Annotated in this window: 21 protein-coding genes and 1 riboswitch; of the genes, 15 read left to right on the forward strand and 6 right to left on the reverse strand. The window is 52.5% G+C overall.

Going from position 1 to position 20,098, the window contains the following annotated elements; translation table 11 throughout:
• Nucleotides 1-168: 168 nt before the first annotated feature.
• From H7995_RS00085 to H7995_RS00095, 3 genes are all read right to left on the reverse strand, one after another.
• Nucleotides 169-3,051: an ATP-binding protein gene (locus H7995_RS00085; RefSeq protein WP_244647543.1), complete on the reverse strand. Its 2,883-nt coding sequence runs from the start codon at nucleotides 3,049-3,051 to the stop codon at nucleotides 169-171.
• 72 nt (nucleotides 3,052-3,123) lie between these two features.
• Nucleotides 3,124-3,588 (reverse strand): 3'-5' exonuclease family protein, encoded by a 465-nt coding sequence (locus tag H7995_RS00090; RefSeq protein WP_185817775.1) that lies wholly within the window; start codon nucleotides 3,586-3,588, stop codon nucleotides 3,124-3,126.
• Nucleotides 3,589-3,689: 101 nt separating this feature from the next.
• The gene (locus H7995_RS00095) at nucleotides 3,690-4,076 is read right to left on the reverse strand and encodes a hypothetical protein (RefSeq protein WP_185817776.1); all 387 of its coding nucleotides are present in this window, start codon (nucleotides 4,074-4,076) and stop codon (nucleotides 3,690-3,692) included.
• Between the two features lie 272 nt (nucleotides 4,077-4,348).
• On the opposite strand from H7995_RS00095, the gene H7995_RS28390 reads away from it, so the two are divergent.
• The 8 genes from H7995_RS28390 to H7995_RS00135 all read left to right on the forward strand — a co-directional run bounded on the left by H7995_RS28390 (nucleotide 4,349) and on the right by H7995_RS00135 (nucleotide 13,782).
• Nucleotides 4,349-4,858, forward strand: a complete 510-nt coding sequence (locus tag H7995_RS28390) for a DUF7693 family protein (protein WP_244647544.1) — start codon at nucleotides 4,349-4,351, stop codon at nucleotides 4,856-4,858.
• A 165-nt stretch (nucleotides 4,859-5,023) separates the two neighbouring features.
• Nucleotides 5,024-5,704 (forward strand): competence protein CoiA, encoded by a 681-nt coding sequence (locus H7995_RS00105; RefSeq protein ID WP_185817777.1) that lies wholly within the window; start codon nucleotides 5,024-5,026, stop codon nucleotides 5,702-5,704.
• Nucleotides 5,705-5,803: 99 nt separating this feature from the next.
• A complete protein-coding gene (locus tag H7995_RS00110; protein WP_177117323.1) occupies nucleotides 5,804-6,013 on the forward strand; it encodes a hypothetical protein in 210 nt (69 codons plus the stop codon).
• Complete coding sequence (locus tag H7995_RS00115; protein WP_185817778.1) at nucleotides 6,010-6,486, forward strand: hypothetical protein; 477 nt, start codon at nucleotides 6,010-6,012, stop codon at nucleotides 6,484-6,486. Before H7995_RS00110 ends, H7995_RS00115 begins: the two co-directional genes overlap by 4 nt.
• A 157-nt stretch (nucleotides 6,487-6,643) precedes the next feature.
• Nucleotides 6,644-7,576 carry a DUF2971 domain-containing protein gene (locus H7995_RS00120; protein WP_185817779.1) on the forward strand — a complete coding sequence of 311 codons (933 nt, stop codon included), beginning with the start codon at nucleotides 6,644-6,646 and terminating at the stop codon, nucleotides 7,574-7,576.
• A 495-nt stretch (nucleotides 7,577-8,071) separates the two neighbouring features.
• Nucleotides 8,072-10,474: an ABC-three component system protein gene (locus tag H7995_RS00125; protein WP_185817780.1), complete on the forward strand. Its 2,403-nt coding sequence runs from the start codon at nucleotides 8,072-8,074 to the stop codon at nucleotides 10,472-10,474.
• Nucleotides 10,464-11,033, forward strand: a complete 570-nt coding sequence (locus tag H7995_RS00130) for a hypothetical protein (protein WP_185817781.1) — start codon at nucleotides 10,464-10,466, stop codon at nucleotides 11,031-11,033. The genes H7995_RS00125 and H7995_RS00130 overlap by 11 nt, the downstream gene beginning before the upstream one ends.
• Nucleotides 11,026-13,782, forward strand: a complete 2,757-nt coding sequence (locus H7995_RS00135) for an AAA family ATPase (RefSeq protein ID WP_185817782.1) — start codon at nucleotides 11,026-11,028, stop codon at nucleotides 13,780-13,782. Before H7995_RS00130 ends, H7995_RS00135 begins: the two co-directional genes overlap by 8 nt.
• A 195-nt stretch (nucleotides 13,783-13,977) precedes the next feature.
• Here the strand turns inward: H7995_RS00135 and H7995_RS00140 are convergent, their stop codons facing one another.
• The 3 genes from H7995_RS00140 to H7995_RS00150 form a co-directional block, all read right to left on the reverse strand.
• Nucleotides 13,978-14,361, reverse strand: a complete 384-nt coding sequence (locus tag H7995_RS00140; RefSeq protein WP_127649275.1) for a hypothetical protein — start codon at nucleotides 14,359-14,361, stop codon at nucleotides 13,978-13,980.
• Between the two features lie 90 nt (nucleotides 14,362-14,451).
• Nucleotides 14,452-14,898: a hypothetical protein gene (locus tag H7995_RS00145; RefSeq protein ID WP_185817783.1), complete on the reverse strand. Its 447-nt coding sequence runs from the start codon at nucleotides 14,896-14,898 to the stop codon at nucleotides 14,452-14,454.
• Between the two features lie 42 nt (nucleotides 14,899-14,940).
• Nucleotides 14,941-15,333, reverse strand: coding sequence for a DUF6957 family protein (locus H7995_RS00150; RefSeq protein WP_185817784.1), 393 nt, complete (start codon nucleotides 15,331-15,333; stop codon nucleotides 14,941-14,943).
• 228 nt (nucleotides 15,334-15,561) lie between these two features.
• Between H7995_RS00150 and H7995_RS00155 the strand changes: the two genes are divergently transcribed.
• The 7 genes from H7995_RS00155 to nhaA all read left to right on the forward strand — a co-directional run bounded on the left by H7995_RS00155 (nucleotide 15,562) and on the right by nhaA (nucleotide 19,992).
• Complete coding sequence (locus H7995_RS00155) at nucleotides 15,562-16,044, forward strand: winged helix-turn-helix transcriptional regulator (protein WP_185817785.1); 483 nt, start codon at nucleotides 15,562-15,564, stop codon at nucleotides 16,042-16,044.
• A gap of 7 nt (nucleotides 16,045-16,051) precedes the next feature.
• Nucleotides 16,052-16,417: a hypothetical protein gene (locus H7995_RS00160; protein WP_185817786.1), complete on the forward strand. Its 366-nt coding sequence runs from the start codon at nucleotides 16,052-16,054 to the stop codon at nucleotides 16,415-16,417.
• Nucleotides 16,418-16,518: 101 nt separating this feature from the next.
• A complete protein-coding gene (locus H7995_RS00165; RefSeq protein ID WP_185817787.1) occupies nucleotides 16,519-16,854 on the forward strand; it encodes a hypothetical protein in 336 nt (111 codons plus the stop codon).
• Between the two features lie 144 nt (nucleotides 16,855-16,998).
• Nucleotides 16,999-17,060: riboswitch (Fluoride riboswitch) on the forward strand.
• A gap of 138 nt (nucleotides 17,061-17,198) precedes the next feature.
• Nucleotides 17,199-17,582, forward strand: a complete 384-nt coding sequence (gene crcB / locus H7995_RS00170; protein WP_185817788.1) for a fluoride efflux transporter CrcB — start codon at nucleotides 17,199-17,201, stop codon at nucleotides 17,580-17,582.
• Nucleotides 17,583-17,592: 10 nt separating this feature from the next.
• Entirely contained in the window at nucleotides 17,593-17,946 is a 354-nt protein-coding gene (locus tag H7995_RS00175) for a DUF190 domain-containing protein (RefSeq protein ID WP_185817789.1), read from the forward strand.
• Between the two features lie 2 nt (nucleotides 17,947-17,948).
• A complete protein-coding gene (ppa, locus tag H7995_RS00180) occupies nucleotides 17,949-18,479 on the forward strand; it encodes an inorganic diphosphatase (protein WP_185817790.1) in 531 nt (176 codons plus the stop codon).
• A gap of 310 nt (nucleotides 18,480-18,789) precedes the next feature.
• Complete coding sequence (nhaA, locus tag H7995_RS00185; protein WP_185817791.1) at nucleotides 18,790-19,992, forward strand: Na+/H+ antiporter NhaA; 1,203 nt, start codon at nucleotides 18,790-18,792, stop codon at nucleotides 19,990-19,992.
• The last annotated feature ends 106 nt before the right edge of the window (nucleotides 19,993-20,098 follow it).

Below are 20,098 nucleotides of genomic sequence, written 5' to 3' on the forward strand. Positions count from 1 at the left end.
AGCCCCTAGCTTCGATATCGTATGCTAAGGGTTTCGGCAATAGTTTGACGCTAATGCATCGCCCCTCCTACTCAAACCTCTTTCCTCTCTCCCTCAAAAAGTTAATAATTTTAAGTTGGCTCATCCAACCGCCATAAAAAAGAACAAAAAAACTTGCCTATGTAGGCGTTAGCCATGAATTCCCTTGCGCATAATTCCGACTATATTGCCGATTTGGTTTAACAGTTCCTTCGCCTCATCTTTTTCGAGTCCGTGTAAGTAGTGCTGGAGTCGCTCGATCTCAGAAACTGCTCCTGCATAGTCCTTACAAAGCGCGAGTATCTCTGCATACTGCCCCCTGACCTGAACCATCCTTCCCATTAAGCCCATCTCAGAGACTACACGCAAAACTTGTTGCTCAAGAATTTCTCTAGCTCCCACATACTCACCTGCTTCGGCAAACTCTTCAGCGGCATCCTGCCCCAACCTCACGAACGAATCGTATGCATTAACCATATTGTAGAATTTCATGGCATGGATGCGAGAAAAGCCGGACTTGCGTCCCTGCGCATTCAAAATTTTCGCATACAAATCCAGCGAGTCCGCAAGATGCTTGATGTCCTCACTCACGTCATCTGACCGCTTGATCACTTTCCAAAGTACATCTGGATTTTTGCCGAGGACATCTTTTGGCTCAAGCCCCAAAATCCCATAATATCCATCCATAACTGCCTTGCACAAAAGCTCTGCTGCTTTGTAGCGCTTAAGCTTCCACAGTGCGAAAGCATGGTTATAGTCGAATATCCGCCTGTGGATCGAATCTGGAATTTTTGGGGCAGCGGACTCAACCTCTCTCCTCACATCTTTTTCATGACCGAGGTATGCTGCAAATAAGATTTTTTTCATAGCTAGCGATAAATGCTCGCGAAACTCAAAGCCGTGAGCATCTAGAATTTGCGCCATCGTTGATAGATGGCTTGAAGCTTCATCATAACGACTGTCTCTCATGAGAGAGAATACAAGTCCGTCAAGTGCCCAGAACGTTTGTCCTGGATCTAAACTTCCCGAGCTTACTGCACTCGCCAAACTAGACGCTACATCTACCAGGATCCCCATCTCATAGAATGTCTCCTCACCAGCGAGTTCGATGAGCGGCTCGACGTCATTAAGCTTAATGAAAACTTGAATCAGAAGTGCAATCCGCGAGGTGTCACGGTTTTTCTCCATTCCCTGGATCAGCAACTCCTTCAACGTCAGCAAGGCGGCAGTGACCGCAGGCTCACCCATGAGCTCCAGGTGACGTAGGCCTAGGGCACGGACGGCATCATGGACTTTGAGCGTTTTGGCGCCAAACACCTCAACTGTCCCCGTTGCCTGGATTTTCTTGATTACCGCAGCTGCGCCACCCGGCGACAGCTTGAGGGTGGTTTGCAGCAGGCGAACCACTTCTTCTTGCGTTAACCCGGTGTCGGCCAAACTGACTACAGCCAAGGCATTCTGTGTAACTGCGTCATAACCTTCGTAAACACGAGCCAGGATAATCTCCTGAGCAGTCTCAGCGACGTTTGCCTGCAGAGCAAGGTCAGCGCAGAGCGTTTCAATGTTCCCATCGTAATCAGCTTTGGCAATCGCAATGGCACTATCGACATATAGCGGGAGGCCCCCAGTATAGGCACGGAGCTGCTGGAGTGCCTGAGGACTGCCGTAGGCGCCCGCGCCACTGGCCACCTGCGCAACAGTGTCAAGATCCCAGCCCTGCAAAATCTCACGACGCAAACCCATGACGGCTTCGAGCTCACGTACATTTTCATGAGGCTGGCAAAGGAGTATGAAGCGGATGTGCCGAGTGGCGTTAAGGAGGTCGCGGATGTTAGTTACTGGTACACGATGCGCATTGTCGACAACAACAATCAGAGGCGCCTCAGCCTGCTCCAGGAATCTGTCGAATGCCCGAATCGCTTCGTAACCGCTCGCCCCTGGTAACAGTATCTTCCGAATACCATCAGAGTCTCGCTTCATGTATTTGGAGGCGAGCTCCCGCACAATCGAGCTTGCCAGAGCGGGCCCTGGTAGGTCACCAACATCGTAATAAGCGCATGGCTCAGGACTGTGTAGAGCCGCATGAGCGGCCCATGTGGTCTTACCTGCACCGGACAACCCGCAGATTATGCGCACCCGCTCCGCTGAAGTGAGCTCAGGCTCATTCTTTTGCGGCCTGTATGAGAGAGGGGGTGTTGGGAAGTCCTGCAGTTGAACAACCAACTGTTCGAATAGGCCAGGTAGCTCTGAGGTGTGGAAAACATGCCGAGCGTTTCCGCCCCCCGCAGCACAAGCGAGCATCACCAGGCCCGCCATTTTCCAAGTCAAAGAAGAAGGCGACAGCAGCGAGAAATTCAGCTTTTCAGCCTCTGCCGTACACCACTGAGCAGCCTCCTCCAGAGATGTCCAGGCAGGAGGAAGGCAAGCTGGACGCAACGCGCTTGAACCAGCGGAAAGGTATATCAAGTCAATGGACGCCTTCTGCTCATCAACCTCAGACCGGAGGGTTTCCCCTAACACTTGGTTCGCGACGATGACGAATTGGGCTGCACCTGGCCGCCGCCCATCCTTGTGCTCCTGCCTCAGGATCTCGAAGCGCTCCAGAGCGCCAGAAACGTCAACCGGCATAATGGGTTTCGAGCGCGTTTTTACCTGGACGTACACGTGGCCAGCTTCAGTGTTGAGCTCGACGTCCTCGTCCCGCTCGACCAACACTTCACGTACGCCGGAAGATTGCGCCAACAGTAGGCACCCCACAGCGTACAAGTGCTGATAAAGAAACCCCTTATGAACAGACTCAATGCGCTTGAGTTGTGCAGGGTCTAATACGTCGTTGTGAGGGATCTGGTCATTCGGTTGCATGGCAATACCATTCGGCATGAGGTAGAGAAGCTCTTCGCGAGAAGTGCTGGCTAGGCGACAGCCGGCGTGGCAGCCTTTGTGGGTGACCGATAGCGGCAGCTTTCTGATCTCAGAAAACTGGTCTGTCCCCCAAGATGCCGTAATCCCTAACACCACTAAGTCTATAGACATCGGTGGCCTTTTTGACCCGATCAAGGGACGGAAGAGTCTGACTCAATATCAGGTAAACAGACCTTTGATATTTCAAGCTTGAAAAAAAGCGTGACAGGCGTTCATCAAAACGGTCGCGTCGTGGAGGGCACGGTGGTGCTTGGTTGTTGGGAGGAGGCGGTAAATGTCACTGGCAGCCTCCCGGCCCACAAGCACCTCCAGAGGCTTCAACTGGAAGGTGGGCATCAGGTCTGCTGCTTCGTAGAGGACATCGAACCAAAAAACGTCTTGAGGTGAATCGCTGCAAAGCACCTGCCCTGAAAACAGCTGATTCATATTTCTCGCTACAGCGTCTGGGGTATCACCTTCCTGATGTAACTGATCTTGAGAGAGGCCGTGCATGTCTTGCGCGTCAAACGACCAGTGCGTCCAGTACCGGACGGGCTTGATAAGCGAGCTGAAAGTGGTATCACTCGACACGACGGCAACTTCAATCGGATAGCTGTCAGGAGCTATTCCAGAAGCTTCAAAATCAATAAAAAAAGAAGGCCGTTCCACCTTGCTGCTCCTGTTTGAGGCTGCGCTTTTCAGCGGCTACACCGACTGCTTATGTGTTTGCGCCGCAATTGCTCGAACCAGCAGTTCTAGCTGTTAGCAGCCTATGCAAGTCGATGGTCTTGCAGATGCTGCATCTCACGCTCCCATTCAACCAGAAATTTATCCCAATCCGAGGCGTATGGCCCATTAAGCAACCTGGTCGAGCCGATACTTGCCTGGTTGAAACGCTCCCTCCAGGGTTGCGGAATAGTCTGCTCCAGGATGATGTCGATTCCGGAGTAGTGATGCTGCACCGTGACACAATCCCGAAGTTTGTTGAGCTCAAGTGCCTTGTCAGCTTTGGGGGAGTATTTCCCTTCTAGAAGGTCAAGGTCATCAAGGATGGATAAGGCATCGAACGCCTTCAAATCGCCTGGAGATATGTTCGCAAGCATCCACAAAGCCTTTCGTCTCTTGGCCTCCAGTTCGCGGAGTTCATCGTCGGGCATTTGAGTTACCTCTTGTTGGCGTTGATGGCGTGCCGCCTGCGGCGTCAGGCTGCTGTGAATCGAGCCCCGCCAAGGCGTGTCTCGCCCCTGCGGGCTCGCATCCCTCACGCCTGCGCGCTCCGCTTGCTTGGTGCCTGAGCCTATGGGAAGCATAGATCGCAACGCATCCTACCCTCATGATTCGGAGCTCGGCATCGCTATTCGAAGCGTTCTGTTATCGTTCTAAAAGTAATTTAGTCGCTCTTATTCATCAACCTTCTGGGGAGCCGGGATTGGACACAACTCAACGCGTACCAGGCAGAGCCTACCAAACGGTTCGCGATCCTGAGCGCCTGCTCATTGAAGAGCGCGCCGAAGCTCTCTCAGCCGCAGGATATCCGCTGCCAAATGATGATCCGGCTATGTACGCTGAGCAGAGACTGAAAGAGGCCAGAGCGGCAGCTCGTTCGTCGCAGCTAAATGGCGCTGCCGAAGAGGCTCCACTCTCAACGAGAGAGGTCAGCCAAGTGCTGAGGGAGGTAGCTCTTGGGCGCCTAATTATGGTCAGAGCCTGCGAGAGGGGATGGGAAGAAATTTATGCGGAGCGCTTCAAAGTTAATGTCGAAGGTTGGCGAATGTCTATTCATAACGACCGCGATGAGCTGGGCTACTGCGAAGAGTGCATAAGCCCTGACGGACGGCGCTGGTCTATAGACTCGGGAAATCGCTTTGGCACAGATCCCATTGCTATGCTGAGCACATGGGAGCATCAAACGCTTGAGCGGCTCCTGAAGGCGATTTAAGTGGGGCATCCTCCGCCACCCGCCTCTTTAGACATTTACGCAGGCCTACCAGGCTGCTAGGACGACTTCCGTGCTCAGATATTGTCTTTCGTCCTGTGGGTCACAAGGTACTGACAACTAGGAAGTTAAGAGCTACCGCCCCCATTTTTATCATCAAGGAAGAAAATGAAATACTCATTGCTTGAAGGCGCTCGTGTAGAGGCCACTCCAAAAGCACGTGGTGTTTGCAGTTTTTGTGGTTCCCAGACCGTCGCTAAATGCGGGAACCATGTCGTCTGGCATTGGGCTCATAAACGTTTGGACAATTGCGATCCGTGGTGGGAAACGGAAACCGCATGGCATCGCGATTGGAAGAATATGTTCCCAACCGAGTGGCAGGAAGTTGTGTTGCAAGCATCCTCAGGGGAGCGACATATAGCAGATGTCCGAACTCCTTCAGGGATGGTTATTGAGTTTCAGAGATCGACGATACATCCCGAAGAGGTCATCGCGAGGCAAAACTACTATCAAAATATGATCTGGGTGATCGATGGCACGCGAACTGAGTTCGACAGGTACAACTTCAGAATGGGTTTGTCGAAATTGTCGGAGAATGGACTGGCTTCATTTAGCTGGTATTCCCGCAGCAAGCTCTTTGCTCGCTGGTTGGTTTCCAAACCCGTGTTCATCGACTTTGGCCCCGATTTTGGTATATGGCGCGTCTTAAGATTCGATCCGACTCAAAAACATGGATTGGTGGCTTACACACCGAAGGAAAAGCTGGTCGAATGGATCACCCACGGCACCACCGATTTCAGCTTCAACGGAGGCCCGGCCTCTGATAGATCCGTTACGGCGGATCAATAAAAACCGACCAAGTGCCTAGGGGCATGGTCGTCATGATTAGTTAAAAGTTGCTGACTCATCTCTGAGCTATGCTGGGTCGTAATCAAGGAGTCCATGTAGATGCCCGGTGAATACTCGCTGTCAGACGTTCTGGAAAGAATGTGCCAAAACCAGCTAGCCCTCGAAGCGGCTCTCATGGAGCTAACCCTCCATGTGGAAGCCCAGGGACATGCGGAAGTTGGCGACAACGTTCGTGGTGCGCTTTACACGATTGGTGAGAATGCAGGTCATATCAAACAGGGGCTGGCCCGGCTCAAAAAGCTTCCATGACCCAGCCGCTCTTCGATTTTGATCTCAAACGCGTTTCGCTTGAGCATTATATTACTGGGAAAGCTGCTATCAACTTCCCGCACCATGAAAGCCCCACTGGTGGGTGGCATTTCCTGTCCTACTTCGACCGGGATTCGGGCTTAGCGAAAGTGTCTTTGGCAGGTATTCACTATCCTGACACCACGGGATTTTTTGGCGACGCGGGCGTCATTGACGTATCTGAACAACTGGCCAAGCGCGGTTGGTTTTTAGACGGGCAACTGCTCTTCATGGCGGATCACTACCGAGCGGCGGCGGATATGATTGTGAGATGGGCCCTGAGCGAATCCGAGCACTGCAATATCGAGATTGACGAGTGGTTTCCATCCCTGACGGAAAAGCAGCGACTACTCAAGATGCTCGACTTGGCCAAGCCGAAGCTTTTTGAGGTTGGCAGGATCCACAAAGTGGAGACTTGGCTGGATTCCCAGTGAAGTCGCTGCATTGTGGCTAAGGACGCAGCATGAATTTCTAGGAGTTGAACGGACGCATCAAGGTGTCCGGAGCTGGGCAAAAAATCAGGCTGGAGTAAGCGTGTTACGACGAAATTATGCTGTTTGATATTTCTTACGATTTGCCAAGGATGCCAAAATGGAAGCTCCAAAACGGTTGTACAAATACAGAGCATTCAGTGCGCTAACCGTCGATTTACTGGTATCGGACAAGATCTACTTTGCCGATCCCGCTTCGTTCAATGACCCGCTTGACACAAAGCCCTGTATTAACCCGGATCTTCCTGTTGATCAGCTCGAACACACACTTCGAAAGCTAATAGAGAACAGGATCTCTGCGGAGATGGCAGCCGCTGCTAAGGCGATAATGTATCGAGGCCCTAAGACCGTAGGTCACATCCAGCGGCATAGTAAGCGTCAAGCAGAGCGGATTATTGCGGACATTGCTTATAATGCGACCAATCCTGAATATCGTAATATTTCTCCCAGTCCACAAGTTCAGCTCTTAACCTACCAGTTACAGATTGAGCTCATTCAAGCATACGACAAGGGAGTGCTCTCGCTCGCAACAAGAAACTCCTGCCCTCTTATGTGGAGCCACTATGGAGACCAGCACCATGGCCTTTGTATCGGTTACGAAGTTCCTGTGGACGCTCAGAAGAATCTTCATAAAGTGGCATATGGGGGAAGCCGGCTCATTGACGCAAGCAGAGTGGCCGCAATGCTTGACGGCGATGATGCGGCCCGAAAGGGAGTGGATGCTTCGGTGTTACTGCGTAAAGCTCAAGACTGGCGGTATGAGAAAGAATGGAGATTGATAGGACGCCGAGGCCTATCAGACTCACCGCTGGAAGTAACTGACGTGACCTTTGGCACACGTTGCATAGACTCGGTCAAACACACGGTTATCAAAGCATTAGAGGGGCGGGATAAACCTATTAAAATGTATGAGATGCGTGAGATTTATGGAACCTTTAAACTCAAAAGATTCGCATTGAACGAACAGGAGCTTGCAGTCTCATACCCCCACCGCGCGCGTTCTGCAGCAGAGTTTTTTGACCGACTGGAATAAACGGGCGTTCGTTAAGTGATTTACCGCTCACCGCTACCCTGCGAGTTCACTGGCTCTATGAGGAGCCGCAGGTGAATATCGGGTAAGCTCACCCAGCGAGGCTATTCATAGCCATCGCCCTATAGTCCTTAGCTGCATCCCCCAGGATTCCTCATCCTGAGGCTGCGGGTGCGCACACCCGCCTTTGGAGCTACCCAAGCGATCTTGAAGGGCGGAGCCTATATTTACCTTTAGGCCGATGGAGGTATGTTCGAGCCGGTTGGGTTCGCTGACGCTTATCGGAAGAGGGAGAGCGTATTAGTTCAGCGGCTATCTTCAGGCTCCTGCACGACTTATGATGATGGCCGCTTGGCATCGCCAACCTCTCAAATACGGACGTTGAGTCACACGACTTCCAAACACAGCAAGGACTCTGCTCAGCCAGTTGCCCGCCACTGTCTTAACGGAAACGCCGGGCTCAGCACGATGCCAGTCACTGAACGCTAGGAGCGGAAATTGGCCGAAGAAGAGATCTCACTCATCAGCCCTGACGAGGAGGCGAAGGTTAGAGCGGACAAGACCATCGCTCCTGATCTATTCGCTATGGATTGCGGGCAACTCCCATTCGAACGCATGGGTGATGCTCATTTTGAGCTTTTAGTCGCAGACGTATATCGGGCCGAATACGAGCGCGACAATGACACCTGGTACGACGTGGTGGGTCGTCTCAACGATGGAGCCGACCAAGGTCGAGACGTCATTCTCTTCAAGGCAGGCGTTCCAGCTGGGGTTATCCAATGTAAGCGTCTAAAGAAAAAACTCGATCTCAGCACGGTGATTTACGAAACCTGCAAGTTCTTCCTTTATGCACACATCCGACCGCAAATTGCGCCCCCTGTCGGTGAAACGTTCCGATACTACTTTGCGGCGGCTGATGACGTAGCTACGGATGCTTTTGAGTTCCTTCAAGGGGAAGGTATCAAGCGATTCAACGACAGGCTGGGCGACTTCCAAGAAGCTTGTGAAAAAGTCTTCAACAAATCCAAGACTTTCCAGAAAAACGACTCACTTAACAAACTGACCCCTGCCGAACTTTGCGCAATTGTTTGGCAGCGGATACCTACCTTAGAAACCAGGGCTCTGAGAAAAGATAGCTTGTCGGCCTTGGTAGGTAAGCACCCTTCGGTAAGAAATACATACTTCAAACTGGACTCGGATGCCGGCGAAACCCTAAAGGTCGTGCGGGATTACTTAGCGTCTCTTGGAGGGACATTGCCTACCGGAGAAGAGGCGTCCCTTAGCAAGATTCGTACGGAGTACATCAGTTGGGAGCTAAGAGAGGGAGATGACCTCAACGTATGCCTGATCCAAGGCCAAGATCTGTTGCCATTCTTGCAGGGCATGCTTAACCCGAAATCTGGAGCTCTTAAAGAGGTATTTGGCAGCAGACCTGTAGTTGTAACCGCCGGTTCGGCAGCAGCCACGCCAGCGCAGTGGCTAGAAATTAACGAATTGGTAGAAGCGTATCCAAGCCCGCTCGTACTTCTAGTGGGGTGCGGGACAGTGACGGGGGTTCAACTCAACGCCTGGCGAGTTGCCGACAACATCTCTTGGATCGATCCGCTCTGGGAGCCCGCGTCGGCTCAAGACTACAGAGCAGGATGGTGCTGGGTTACAAATGGCGCTGAGGGTGAGATCAGCTGCCATGTGCTGGTTGAAACCGCTCCTAAAGATCCAACCCTTGATCACGGCAGTTTCTCACTTCGACTCGCCTTCAAGGACATAATCATCTGGCCAACGTTAGGTGATGATTTCATAAATCCGGCGTCGAATAGAAACTCTCATTTGCGCAGACTGATTGCCAGTCAAGCGGAAGACAAATTTAAACGCCCGAATCTGGTTTTGGCCTCCCTGCACATCGTTGATCTTATGGAAGTCGTGACATCACTCACCGACTACCATGCTCGCCGATTGATTTCCCCAGTTGCGATTGCGTCGGCGAACAGTGCCCGGCTTCAGAACTGTAAGATGCAGCTTCACAGCGCTACGGGTATCTTTCCTGCCATCGAAACCGCCCTACACACGCGATCAAGCCCTCCATCCATGCACCCCCCCAGCCGCGTGATGCGTAGGAGCACGAGCGGCAGTCTTACGCTGACGCTCACTTGGGATACGAATATCACTCTGAAGCGTGCTAGAGGCCATCGATTGCAAGCTGGAGGTATCACATGCGACCTGATGCCAGCAGCGGTCGAGATGCATGAGCTCTTTGATCGACATCCGCCTTCCAGCTACTGCATTCCAGAGGTAAGGAATCAACTAGCTCTATTGGACAAATTGATCGAGCAAGGAGAGCTGACAGATTCGCAGTCGTTTGCCTATCAGACACGCCACGGCGTGGCGCCGGAAAAAGCATTCACCCTGGAAGACCTGGCCACCTCTGGGAAATATGTAATGAAGGCATTTTCCGCCCTCAGTTATCTCAAGTCCCACGGCAGCGCAACATGGATAACAGAGCCTGGATCGAAAGGTCATCTTCAGCTCAGCGCAGCGAGCGAAGGTGAGTACAACGTGCTCGCGTGGACAAATGATGACTACCTAGTAAGGCAGATGACCGTAGAGCTTTACAAGTGGGCGAGAGACACCGCCAACCACCCTCATCTAGTCGTCTTTGCCAATGCAGAGGGCAGAGTCAAAGACCAAAAGCTGGGCGAACTTAATAGTGAAGGCGAAGAACGCCTGGACATCACGGCAGCCCCAGGCCAACGAGGGTCATTCACAGAAGTCGGCATGGTGAATCGAGTGTATGTATTTCCACTTGATGAGGTTCACTCATGCTGCGACGAAGAGGAGACAATCGCGGTTGAGGACTTCATGGATGACATTTCCACTCGCAGGAAGAATCTAGATGCTCAATGAACTGATCAAGATCTTGGATGAGCGAGCTATCGATGCAGGGTTCGCATCACCTCAAGAGGGGCTCCTGATATTCGATAACGACCCTCACTGGCCTGGCCCGCCGTTGCCAACCCAAGAAAGATATTGGTCAACGAAATTTGCGGCGGTTCTGCTCGTGCGGATCGAAGGCTCTTCATATGATGAAGTCTGGGCAGAAACTAGGCAGGCCGAAGCTTTTCTGGATGCGGGACTTCTGCGGCTGGAGAAAAAGGGATCCGTCGTGGACGGATATCTAGTTCTGGCGCTCGCGGGAATGACTGATGAGCTGAAGCCTTTCATGAACGAAGTCGAAAAAGACACACGATTCGTGAGAAAGCATGTTGTGTACCCTGGCGCCGGTGATTGGCAACGTTGCCAGCGAATTACCCCACTTGGGCTGGCGTCGCCATTAGGGCAGACCGAATTCTCAGCATTCGACACTAACAACGAGAATGTGACTAGCTTACTGCAGGCACTCGCCGGATCGACCGGAAAGGTACTCGCCCGCCAACATGGAAAGAAGTGGGATTTGAATGAATAACTCAGCCATAAAATTCCTCTCGGTCGAAATCAGAAATTTTCGGGGCGTGCCAAAAGTCCTGAAAATACCTCTGGATGCACGTCTTACCATCATCCACGCTGCCAATGGAACCGGCAAAAGCACCATTTGCTATGCGCTGGAGTGGCTGCTAACAAACAAGGTGAACGACCTTCCAACGACCACTGATTTTTCTTGCGAATGGGGGTCAGGTGATACTGCTGTCCACGTTGAATGCGAGATCAACGGTGTCCGGTACGAGCTAGAACGAATCAAGGGCAAAGCCTGGATCAAAGCCGCATCCGACAAGAAAATGAAGCAAATTAAAGATCCTGATCTGCTGGGAATGTTAACCCCTACCTCAGTCTCAGGTAGTACCGCGCAAGCTACTAGCAAAGCCCGGCGGGATTGGCTGCGCAACAGCCGATGGCTGTATGCAAACTCCCTAGCCCTTCTTGTAGATAACAGCGAATCAGGAACCCGACAGCAAATATTTGCCGACATACTCGGGCTTGGCCATCTCGCTAGCACGCTCAGCAATCTGAAGGAGTATCGCAATGAGCTGCCCAAGACCCAAGGTTTGGAGACAAAGCTAAAGGGCCTTTTGGCAAAAATCAAAATTCTTGAGGCAAGGCTAACTCAAGGTCAGCAGGGGCGCGATCAAGCCATTCCGAAGCTGAACGCAGTGTTATCTGGGTTTCCTGACAGTCAGCTATCGGGAAGCCTTTTGGATGACTTCAAAAATGCCCAGCTGAAAGTCGCCAGGCTGCTGCAAAGCACCAGGCAACAAAAGGGGATATTAGATCTACTGCTCGAAGGGTGGGCAGGATATGAGTCCAGCATGCAGCAGCTCGTGACTAGCAGAAAGCAGCTTAAAGAAACCACAGACACCAGCGAAACTTTGACCAAGGAACATCGCCATCTCTCGGGGCAAATTGCTGAGGTCGATATAAGCATCGGCCAAGCCAAGCTAGGCGTGGGGTGGGCGCAATCACAAACGGCCCTTCTTGACCAATGGGACAAAGTGGCCAAGAGCGAAATCATCGCTAGAAGAAACCATGACACCGTCAATTTCTTCAAGGCTGTGGAGGATGAGTTTGTCGAATACAACTGGGACGACAACCGACAACAGGAATGGCTGAGCGCCTTGGAGTATCTGATCCACAACAAAGATACGCTGCTTGGCCTCCTACAGCAAAGGTCTGACCTTCTGCGGAGCCCTGTCCCTCCGCCAGCAAACTTCATCCAAATATCAAAATCTGCCAATGACGCCTCGCGAGAACGCGAGAAGGCTCAAGCCGAATTCGACGCGCTGTCAAATGTGGTAGATCGCTTGAGGGCGTTAGGGCATGAAGCAGCGGAGAATTCGATAACCGGTCATTGTCCACTCTGCAGCCACGACTGGGGGGATGCGGAAGCCTTGCGCCAGCACCTCACCTACGCTGCGATAACTCCGGAGATACAGGTCGCTAAGACCAAACTGCAGACTGCTCAGAAAACGGAGAAGCTTTGGAGCGACTCATTACAGGCCGCGCGCTCTCAGCAAAAATCCGCCGAGAACTACACCGCTCTGCTTGAGTCAGTACGCGATAGTTTGAAGGCATTTGAGTCGAAAACAGGCTACCTCGCCATCATGGGTAAGGACGAATTTTTAGAGTCCGACATTATTCACTTTGAAGGCCTAAGAGCTCGACTCATAGTTGTGATCGGGACGAAAAAGGTTGCTCGATCACTGCTAGAGGTTGAAGATTTCTTTAAATCCCCATCCTCTCCCAACGCGATCACCAGAGTTTTGGAGGCGCGTCAAAGACTGGCTCAGTATTCGGAGCACTACCAGCGCCAATTGGAAGCGACTACATTAGAGCGCACAAACATTGCTCGGTCTGTGGACGAGAAGCTTCGGGCCATCCAAGCCAAGGCCCAAGAGTCCAATCAACTCAACGCCAGCATCGCGGCGATTTCCCAAGTTGTAAATCGGTTTCAAAACCAGTGGAACCAGGTTAACGATGGCCATCCAATTTCGAAAGAGCTGCACGCGGCCACCCAAACTCGCGTAGAGGCGGAACTCATCAGGGCGGAAGGATACGAATCGGAAATCGCCGAATGCCAAGTGTTGCTGAGTGTCGAAGATGACTCTGGAAAATTGATCGAGCTTCAGAAAGAAAAGTCGGCTGTGAGCAAAAAGCTACAAACAGGTCAAAATCACATCCTCACAGCTGATGAAGCTATTAATCGATATGGTGATCATGTTCGTGATGTGACTGTATCAAGCCTGTCTCCGCTCTTGAGCCCAGCAACAGAACTATTCTCGCGAATGCATGCCAATGAGGTGTATCACAAGCTAAGCGTATCTGGGGACGACCTGAACTGGATGGTGCTTGCAGAAGGTAACGATACTCCGCTGGCAGCGCAGGAAAAATTGAGTCAAGGCCAGCGACAGGATTTGGCCCTGTCACTTTACCTGGCCAGGGCTAAGTCCACTGGAGGCAGCTTCCTACTTGATGAGCCAATCGCACACTTGGACGACCTCAACAGGGTCGCCATGCTAGACATATTCAGGCTCGTAGCTACTTCGATGGATCACATGAACCTGATCCTGACGACCGCGAGCGATACCCTGGCAAGACATCTGGCGCAGAAGTTCTCCAGTCTGCCCGATGAATACCTTTTGAATACTATCCACCTTGAGGGCAATCCTCGGACAGGTGTCAAGGCCACGGTGACCAGAAACACTTCAACTGCAGCAGAATAGCCCGATACAGGTGTGAGAAACGGCCAGTGAAAGGAATGATCACTGGCCGTTCAATTGCTCCCCCCAGGTTTAGGCAAGCGGAGCACGCAGGCAACTCGGCAGAGACGTGAGGATGTAAGCCCGTCACAGCCAAGACCTGCATGGTCTGGGTTCAACCATGGCCTCATACAAAGCGCCCAGTCACCCCGTAAAAGATCACTGCAACACTCGTGGAGTGAAATGGTGCTGCCCCTGTGAAAGCCTTAGAAAATCGCGCAGGCTCGCACGCCCATTACCGCGCTGAAACGTCGCGAGCACGTAGCGTGAATTCACTGTGGTCAGCACCCAGAAACGGCCCTCGCGCTCCGCTTTAATCACGTCAGAAGTCCGGATCAGGTGACCGTCGCCGAACCGTCCATATTGGTCTTTGCGGTTGTGACCAAACACTACGCCTAATCCAGCACGAGCCTTTATGGATACTCCGCAGAGATAGGCTGTTATCGGTTTGTCGAAGCCTTGCGCCTGTGCTTTTAGGATTCGTGCAAGATCGAAATCTGTATGTCGTTTCCCATGAAAATCTACATCCAAAGTGTTCAGCATAATTGCGCTCCTTCCGCAGCCCGTATGGCGTTACCAAGAAATCCACACGGAACCATCTGCGCTGATATCGTGCGGTATTTTTGGTAAATATCAGGCTGTACGAATCATGTTCACGTGATAGATCGGACGAAGGTTGCTCAGCACATCAGTGTTGAAGCCAGGTTGGTGAGAGTTGTGATACTTGGAGCCGGTCTCTACCTCCAGCAGGCAAACAACGCACTCGCTTTGGTCTTCACCAAGCATCACTTTGGTCAGAGGCTCCATGCGCCAGCCTCCCTTTCCGTTCATATGGGCGGGAGTGACTACTTGTACCTCTGTAATGATCGTCTCAGCGTCTTGGGCAATCAGCACCTGCTGCAGTCGAGGTTCGCTGTCGATCATTAGAACCGCCTCGGAAATTCTGCCCTCGGTCTCAGCCTGGACGGTTACGTGATACCAGTGATTACGAAGCACTTTGGATACCTGATGCCATTGGTACTGACCTTCACCGAACATACCGGGGAGACCGAGCATGTCGGCGTCGTGTGTTCTAAACATCGTATGTCCTTGGGACTCAAGGGGCTCCGACGCGGAGCGCAGTTAACAGAAAGAGAAAACTTCCTTCAGGGTTGCGGGCTGTTCATGACCAGGGCCAATCAAGACGTAGATGGTGTTTCTGGTTTCGAACAGAACACCTCCGTTGAAACTGGTGCACATGGTTGAACGAACCCAGTCGCCCCGCTCGAAACGACCTTGGCTATCCTCGGCCACGTTATGAGCAAACACGATCATCGGGAGTTGACCCGATGCATGAACCTTGGAGAGCTCTTCGGGGGTGACTTCGATACGAAATATTGTCCAATCTCGAACCAAGCAGTAAGGCTTTCCGGGAAAACGTTGGTTCACCAGCGCTCGCGCTTCAGAGCTGCTCGACATGCCTTCCAGTGGTGTACGTGGCCCTTTCATGAAGTCGGGTTCTTCGACGCTAGCCATTAGGCCTCCCCTCAGTAATTAACATCAAATTGACAACTCAACCCTCTCTGCCTGCCGCTCACGATGGCTTGGCTGATCCAAGGCAGCACTGCGTTCTCTAGGCCAAGCGCATGGGCAAGCCCATTAAACCTCTACGGAAGTCCAAAGGCAATCATAACGAACCTAATTGGGCGTGTTATGACGCTCTCGAGTGTGGCTTTATCCTCAGCTTTGGTTGGGGAAAAACCGATGGATGCGGCAGAAGCACTGGCTGTCGTGGTTCGTGGGATTCGCAGAGGCCAAGGTTTGTCCCAAGAGGACATCAACAATCTCGGGCGCTCTCATTTCAGCCGGATAGAGCGGGGGGAAGTAAGTATCGGACTCGATGTCTTGGTGAAGCTCGCCGGGATCCTAGACCTCGATCCGGCTACGCTCCTGCTTATGGCGACCTCCATGCAAAATCACGAGTCATTCAAAGACGGTCAAAAACGTCTTTCGAAGCAGCTGGCAAGAATCAGAAAGGCAGGGATTGATCTTGAGATTGAGTCGCAGGCTCGGGTTGGGAAGCCACGTCCTGGTCGACCAGCTCGCCCTGAGGCGGCTATTAATGCCATTGAGGCCAATCGGTTGAAGCAGTCGGGAATGCCTGTCGTTGAGATCGCGGAAAAGTTGGGGCTTTCAGAAGCGACTGTTCGTAGATATTTGAAAACAACCAAGCCCGAACAGCAGTGATTTTTGAATGACCAGCACCAGGCTGAAAATGTCCCAAGAAGGTTTGCTGTGGAAGACTGCCCTAAGCCATCTTGGCGCCACAGAGTTGCATCAAGTCGTGGTCGGCTTATGGGTAGAAGCAGGGCCTTCCCCCCGAGCAACCGTCGAGTACCTGGAAATTCTGCACATTGGCAATGACGTGCTGAATATACTGAGAATTGCCCAAGTAGCTGTAGGTGCGGTAGTACCTTACAGGCCGGTTGAGCCAGACAGGATTGCGATCTATTCTGCTCATGCGGAGCATCTCGCCGACAAGTTGTTGGAGGCCATGCCAGTCGGAAAGCTGCCTCCCAGCTTGAAGGGTGCAAGGCTTGAGGTCGATCTAGGAATGTAGGTCGAGCGCGGGGTGATTCATACACTCTTCCAGTGGACACGCTGGAGAAGCCATCCTAGTAGAATTCGTCGAGCTGATTACCGCCCCCTTTGAGATGTTCTATGAACTCTGAATTAACTGAAGAAGAAATGCGTCGTGCGTTATTCGGTACGCCTCAGCCCGAGGAGCAGATGTCTGCCCCTGTAGTAGAGGAGCCAGTGGAAGAAGTTGTGCTCGCGAAACCGGTGGTCGCTCCAACAGCCAAGAAGAAAGTAGCGAAAGCATTCACGCCCAGGCTGAGGGTCACGTTACGCGTTGGAAACGAGTTTGAAGGGAAAATGGTCGAGTTGATTCACGAGGCTGATACGTTGAGCTCATTGCTTGCTGAGCAGGAGGCTGTGAAGGCTGCTAGGAAGAAGTACAAGTACGTGGAAGTGGTATCGGTTAAATCCATGTAAATGCGCCAAATGACCTAGTCGTGCAACGGGTCGGCCCGTACATGGATCATTGATCAAACATCTTGCCTGGCTAAAGGGCCTTCAGATCGCTTGCATGCAACTGCTCTTGATGCCTCTTGATGCCATTGGCGCTGATGCTATAGGATCAGATCAGGAGATGGCATTCCTCCTTTAACCGCCTTCGTGCTGATGATGCCTACGTGAACCCTGGACAGGGTGCGTAGGTGTGTCTCCCTGTCCTCCATTTTAGGACAGGCTATGATCTTACCCTCCGAGTTTCCCTTTTCTTTCAGCGCGAGCCTCTTGCGAGTTAGTCCACTCAGGTCTGATGAGGTGGGCTCGCCATGCTGAAGTCATTAATGGTCATCGCCGTTGGCGCTTCACTTGGAGCCTGGTTGCGCTGGATATTGGGCATGAAACTGAATGCTCTGTTTCCTACGATTCCTCCAGGTACTGTGGTCGCGAACATGGTTGGGGGCTACATCATCGGCCTGGCCATCGCCTTCTTGGCCGCTTCTCCTACCCTCAGTCCAGAGTGGCGTCTCCTCATCATCACGGGTTTCTGTGGTGGGCTTACCACCTTCTCCACATTTTCAGCCGAAACGGTTGCCTTGATTCAGGAAGGCAGACTGCTCTGGGCGCTTGGCTCAATTTCGTTGCACGTCGTAGGTTCGTTAGCGATGACCGCTGCCGGGCTTCTGTCCTACCAAATGATTGGTACTCGCTGAGGAGATAGAAATGAAAGGCTATATGGTCGTTTTTTTCACCCAACAAAACCGTCGTTATCAGGGAAAGATGCTAGGCGAATGGATCGTCGACGTGGCTAAAGAAATGGGGTTGCGAGGCGCCACGCTCTGCACCGGAATCGAAGGGTTTGGGCACACAGGAAAACTGCATTCATCGCACTTTTTTGAGCTGGCGGATCAACCCACGGAGATTCGCTTGGCAATCACGGAAGATGAGGCAGAACGGTTGTTCAAGCGATTGGATTCCGAGGAGATTTCGGTGTTTTTCACAAAGACTCCAATCGAGATGGGCACCCTTGGAAAAACGCCTTCCAGTGCAGCCCCCTCCACAACTTCGGAGCTATGAACATGAGCTACGCGGACATCCAAGCTGGCAACGCCATCCCCGATGACTTTTTCACCGTTATCGAGATTCCTACAAACCACTCTCCGATCAAGTACGAAGTGGACAAGCCAAGTGGGCAGATCTTCGTCGACCGCTTCCTCAGCACACCGATGTTCTATCCGGCCAACTATGGGTTTATCCCGAATACGCTGAGCGACGATGGTGATCCGCTGGACGTCCTGGTGGTTTGCCCATATCCCGTCTCACCTGGGGTTGTCATCCGCAGTCGCCCGGTTGGTGTGATGTACATGAATGACGAAGCCGGGGCGGATGCCAAGGTGATCGCAGTACCTCATGAAAAACTCAGCTCGATGTACAGCGACGTAAAGGAGTGCTCAGACCTCCCTGCGTTACTCCTCGCACAGATTCAGCACTTCTTCGAAAACTACAAGGCGTTAGAGCCGGGTAAGTGGGTGAAGATGGGCCGCTGGGGCAGTGCAGACGAAGCGCGGGAAGAGATTCGCAAATCGGTAGCTGCTTATATCCCCAAATAGGCTTACTCCAGATTGAAATGCCACTGTCGGAGGATCGCGCTGAGGTGCGTGCATTTATGCTTGGCCTCAGTTGCTTCAATCATCAAATATCCGAGGAACCACACGCCTGTGAAGAAGGATCGATGCTCGCTCGCCTAGCGAGGCTATGCGCTTGGAGCGCGCTCTTGGGTTTCGTGAGCGACCCCGTGTCGGGGAACAGACTGGAGGCTGATTAGGGCTCGGTGTAAATCGTTACAGGCTATGTGCCCTGCCGCGTTGGTAAACCTCGGATGTTAAAATAATCGCTTTGGATCAAAGCGCAAGGACACTGATGACTCATAGTAGAGCTCCCGCAGAAACCCCTAGAGCAGCCGCGATTCTGGCTCGCTTCCTATCGTCGGAATCCGCTGGCGGCCTTGTACTGATGGGGGCAGCACTCGCGGCTCTGATCGTGGCCAATTCGCCTCTCTCGCAAGGTTATTTTGCCGCCTTGAACAGTGTCTGGCTGGGCATGTCTGTCGAGCATTGGGTCAATGATGGCCTGATGGCTATCTTCTTCCTGATGGTCGGCCTTGAGATCAAAAGAGAGATTCTGGCAGGCGGGCTCTCCACTTGGGGCCAGCGTGCCTTGCCGGGATTTGGTGCTATAGGCGGCATGGTGGTGCCTGCGCTGATCTACATAGCAATCAACTGGGGGAATTCTGAGACCTTGAAGGGGTGGGCTATCCCAGCAGCTACCGACATCGCGTTCGCCTTGGGCGTCTTGTCGCTCCTAGGTAAGCGAGTCCCTACGTCGCTGAAGGTCTTCCTCGCCGCCTTGGCGATCATTGACGACCTGGGTGCTGTAGTCATCATCGCCTTTTTCTACACCACCGGTCTTTCCATGCCGATGTTGCTGGCATCGCTCGCAACTCTGGTCATTCTGATCGCAATGAATCGATTGGGCGTCAGACGATTATTCCCTTATTTGCTGGTCGGCTGTGTGCTGTGGTTCTTCGTGCTGCAGTCGGGAGTGCATGCCACCCTTGCGGGTGTCGCTGTAGCTCTGTGCGTCCCAATGGGCAAGCCTGAAGAGGAAGCCCGGTCTCCACTGCTGTTCCTGGAGGAAAAGTTGCACATGTGGGTCGCGTTCGCTGTGGTGCCGATTTTCGGCTTCGCCAATGCGGGCGTTTCACTGGCCGGTATTTCCATGGAGAACCTAGTCGATCCGGTTCCTCTGGGTGTTGCGCTGGGCTTGTTGGTGGGCAAGCAGATTGGCATCTTCCTATTGGCTGCTCTGGCCATTCGTATGGGCTTGGCCAAACTGCCGGAAGGCAGCAATTGGACACAGCTTTACGGCGTGGCGCTGTTGTGTGGCATTGGCTTCACCATGAGCCTGTTCATCGGAAACTTGGCGTTTGCTGGATCAGCTCACCTGATTGACGAGGTAAAAGTCGGTGTGTTGATCGGTTCGACCTTGGCTGCAATCGGTGGAGTCCTGATTTTGCGTCGCAGCGCTGCTCCTGCCGCTGCGCCCGCCACGATTTCCAGTTAAGCGTAAGCAAGACGGCCACAGAATTTCTCCCTGATCGAAATCCTGTGGCTGGAACATCGTTTGGCGAAGTTTGGTCATCGTGCTGTATGCAAAAAGCTACCGATAT

Source organism: Pseudomonas kielensis, assembly GCF_014236655.1.
GTDB classification, from domain to species: domain Bacteria; phylum Pseudomonadota; class Gammaproteobacteria; order Pseudomonadales; family Pseudomonadaceae; genus Aquipseudomonas; species Aquipseudomonas kielensis.

Bases quoted from the DNA above. Each gene is read 5' to 3' on its own strand.
- H7995_RS00085 (WP_244647543.1), bottom strand. From the start codon at position 3,051: ATGTCTATAGACTTAGTGGTGTTAGGGATTACGGCATCTTGGGGGACA.
- H7995_RS00095 (WP_185817776.1), bottom strand. From the start codon at position 4,076: ATGCCCGACGATGAACTCCGCGAACTGGAGGCCAAGAGACGAAAGGCT.
- H7995_RS00105 (WP_185817777.1), top strand. From the start codon at position 5,024: ATGAAATACTCATTGCTTGAAGGCGCTCGTGTAGAGGCCACTCCAAAA.
- H7995_RS00110 (WP_177117323.1), top strand. From the start codon at position 5,804: ATGCCCGGTGAATACTCGCTGTCAGACGTTCTGGAAAGAATGTGCCAA.
- H7995_RS00115 (WP_185817778.1), top strand. From the start codon at position 6,010: ATGACCCAGCCGCTCTTCGATTTTGATCTCAAACGCGTTTCGCTTGAG.
- H7995_RS00120 (WP_185817779.1), top strand. From the start codon at position 6,644: ATGGAAGCTCCAAAACGGTTGTACAAATACAGAGCATTCAGTGCGCTA.
- H7995_RS00130 (WP_185817781.1), top strand. From the start codon at position 10,464: ATGCTCAATGAACTGATCAAGATCTTGGATGAGCGAGCTATCGATGCA.
- H7995_RS00135 (WP_185817782.1), top strand. From the start codon at position 11,026: ATGAATAACTCAGCCATAAAATTCCTCTCGGTCGAAATCAGAAATTTT.
- H7995_RS00140 (WP_127649275.1), bottom strand. From the start codon at position 14,361: ATGCTGAACACTTTGGATGTAGATTTTCATGGGAAACGACATACAGAT.
- H7995_RS00145 (WP_185817783.1), bottom strand. From the start codon at position 14,898: ATGTTTAGAACACACGACGCCGACATGCTCGGTCTCCCCGGTATGTTC.
- H7995_RS00150 (WP_185817784.1), bottom strand. From the start codon at position 15,333: ATGGCTAGCGTCGAAGAACCCGACTTCATGAAAGGGCCACGTACACCA.
- H7995_RS00155 (WP_185817785.1), top strand. From the start codon at position 15,562: ATGGATGCGGCAGAAGCACTGGCTGTCGTGGTTCGTGGGATTCGCAGA.
- H7995_RS00160 (WP_185817786.1), top strand. From the start codon at position 16,052: ATGACCAGCACCAGGCTGAAAATGTCCCAAGAAGGTTTGCTGTGGAAG.
- H7995_RS00165 (WP_185817787.1), top strand. From the start codon at position 16,519: ATGAACTCTGAATTAACTGAAGAAGAAATGCGTCGTGCGTTATTCGGT.
- crcB (WP_185817788.1), top strand. From the start codon at position 17,199: ATGCTGAAGTCATTAATGGTCATCGCCGTTGGCGCTTCACTTGGAGCC.
- H7995_RS00175 (WP_185817789.1), top strand. From the start codon at position 17,593: ATGAAAGGCTATATGGTCGTTTTTTTCACCCAACAAAACCGTCGTTAT.
- ppa (WP_185817790.1), top strand. From the start codon at position 17,949: ATGAGCTACGCGGACATCCAAGCTGGCAACGCCATCCCCGATGACTTT.
- nhaA (WP_185817791.1), top strand. From the start codon at position 18,790: ATGACTCATAGTAGAGCTCCCGCAGAAACCCCTAGAGCAGCCGCGATT.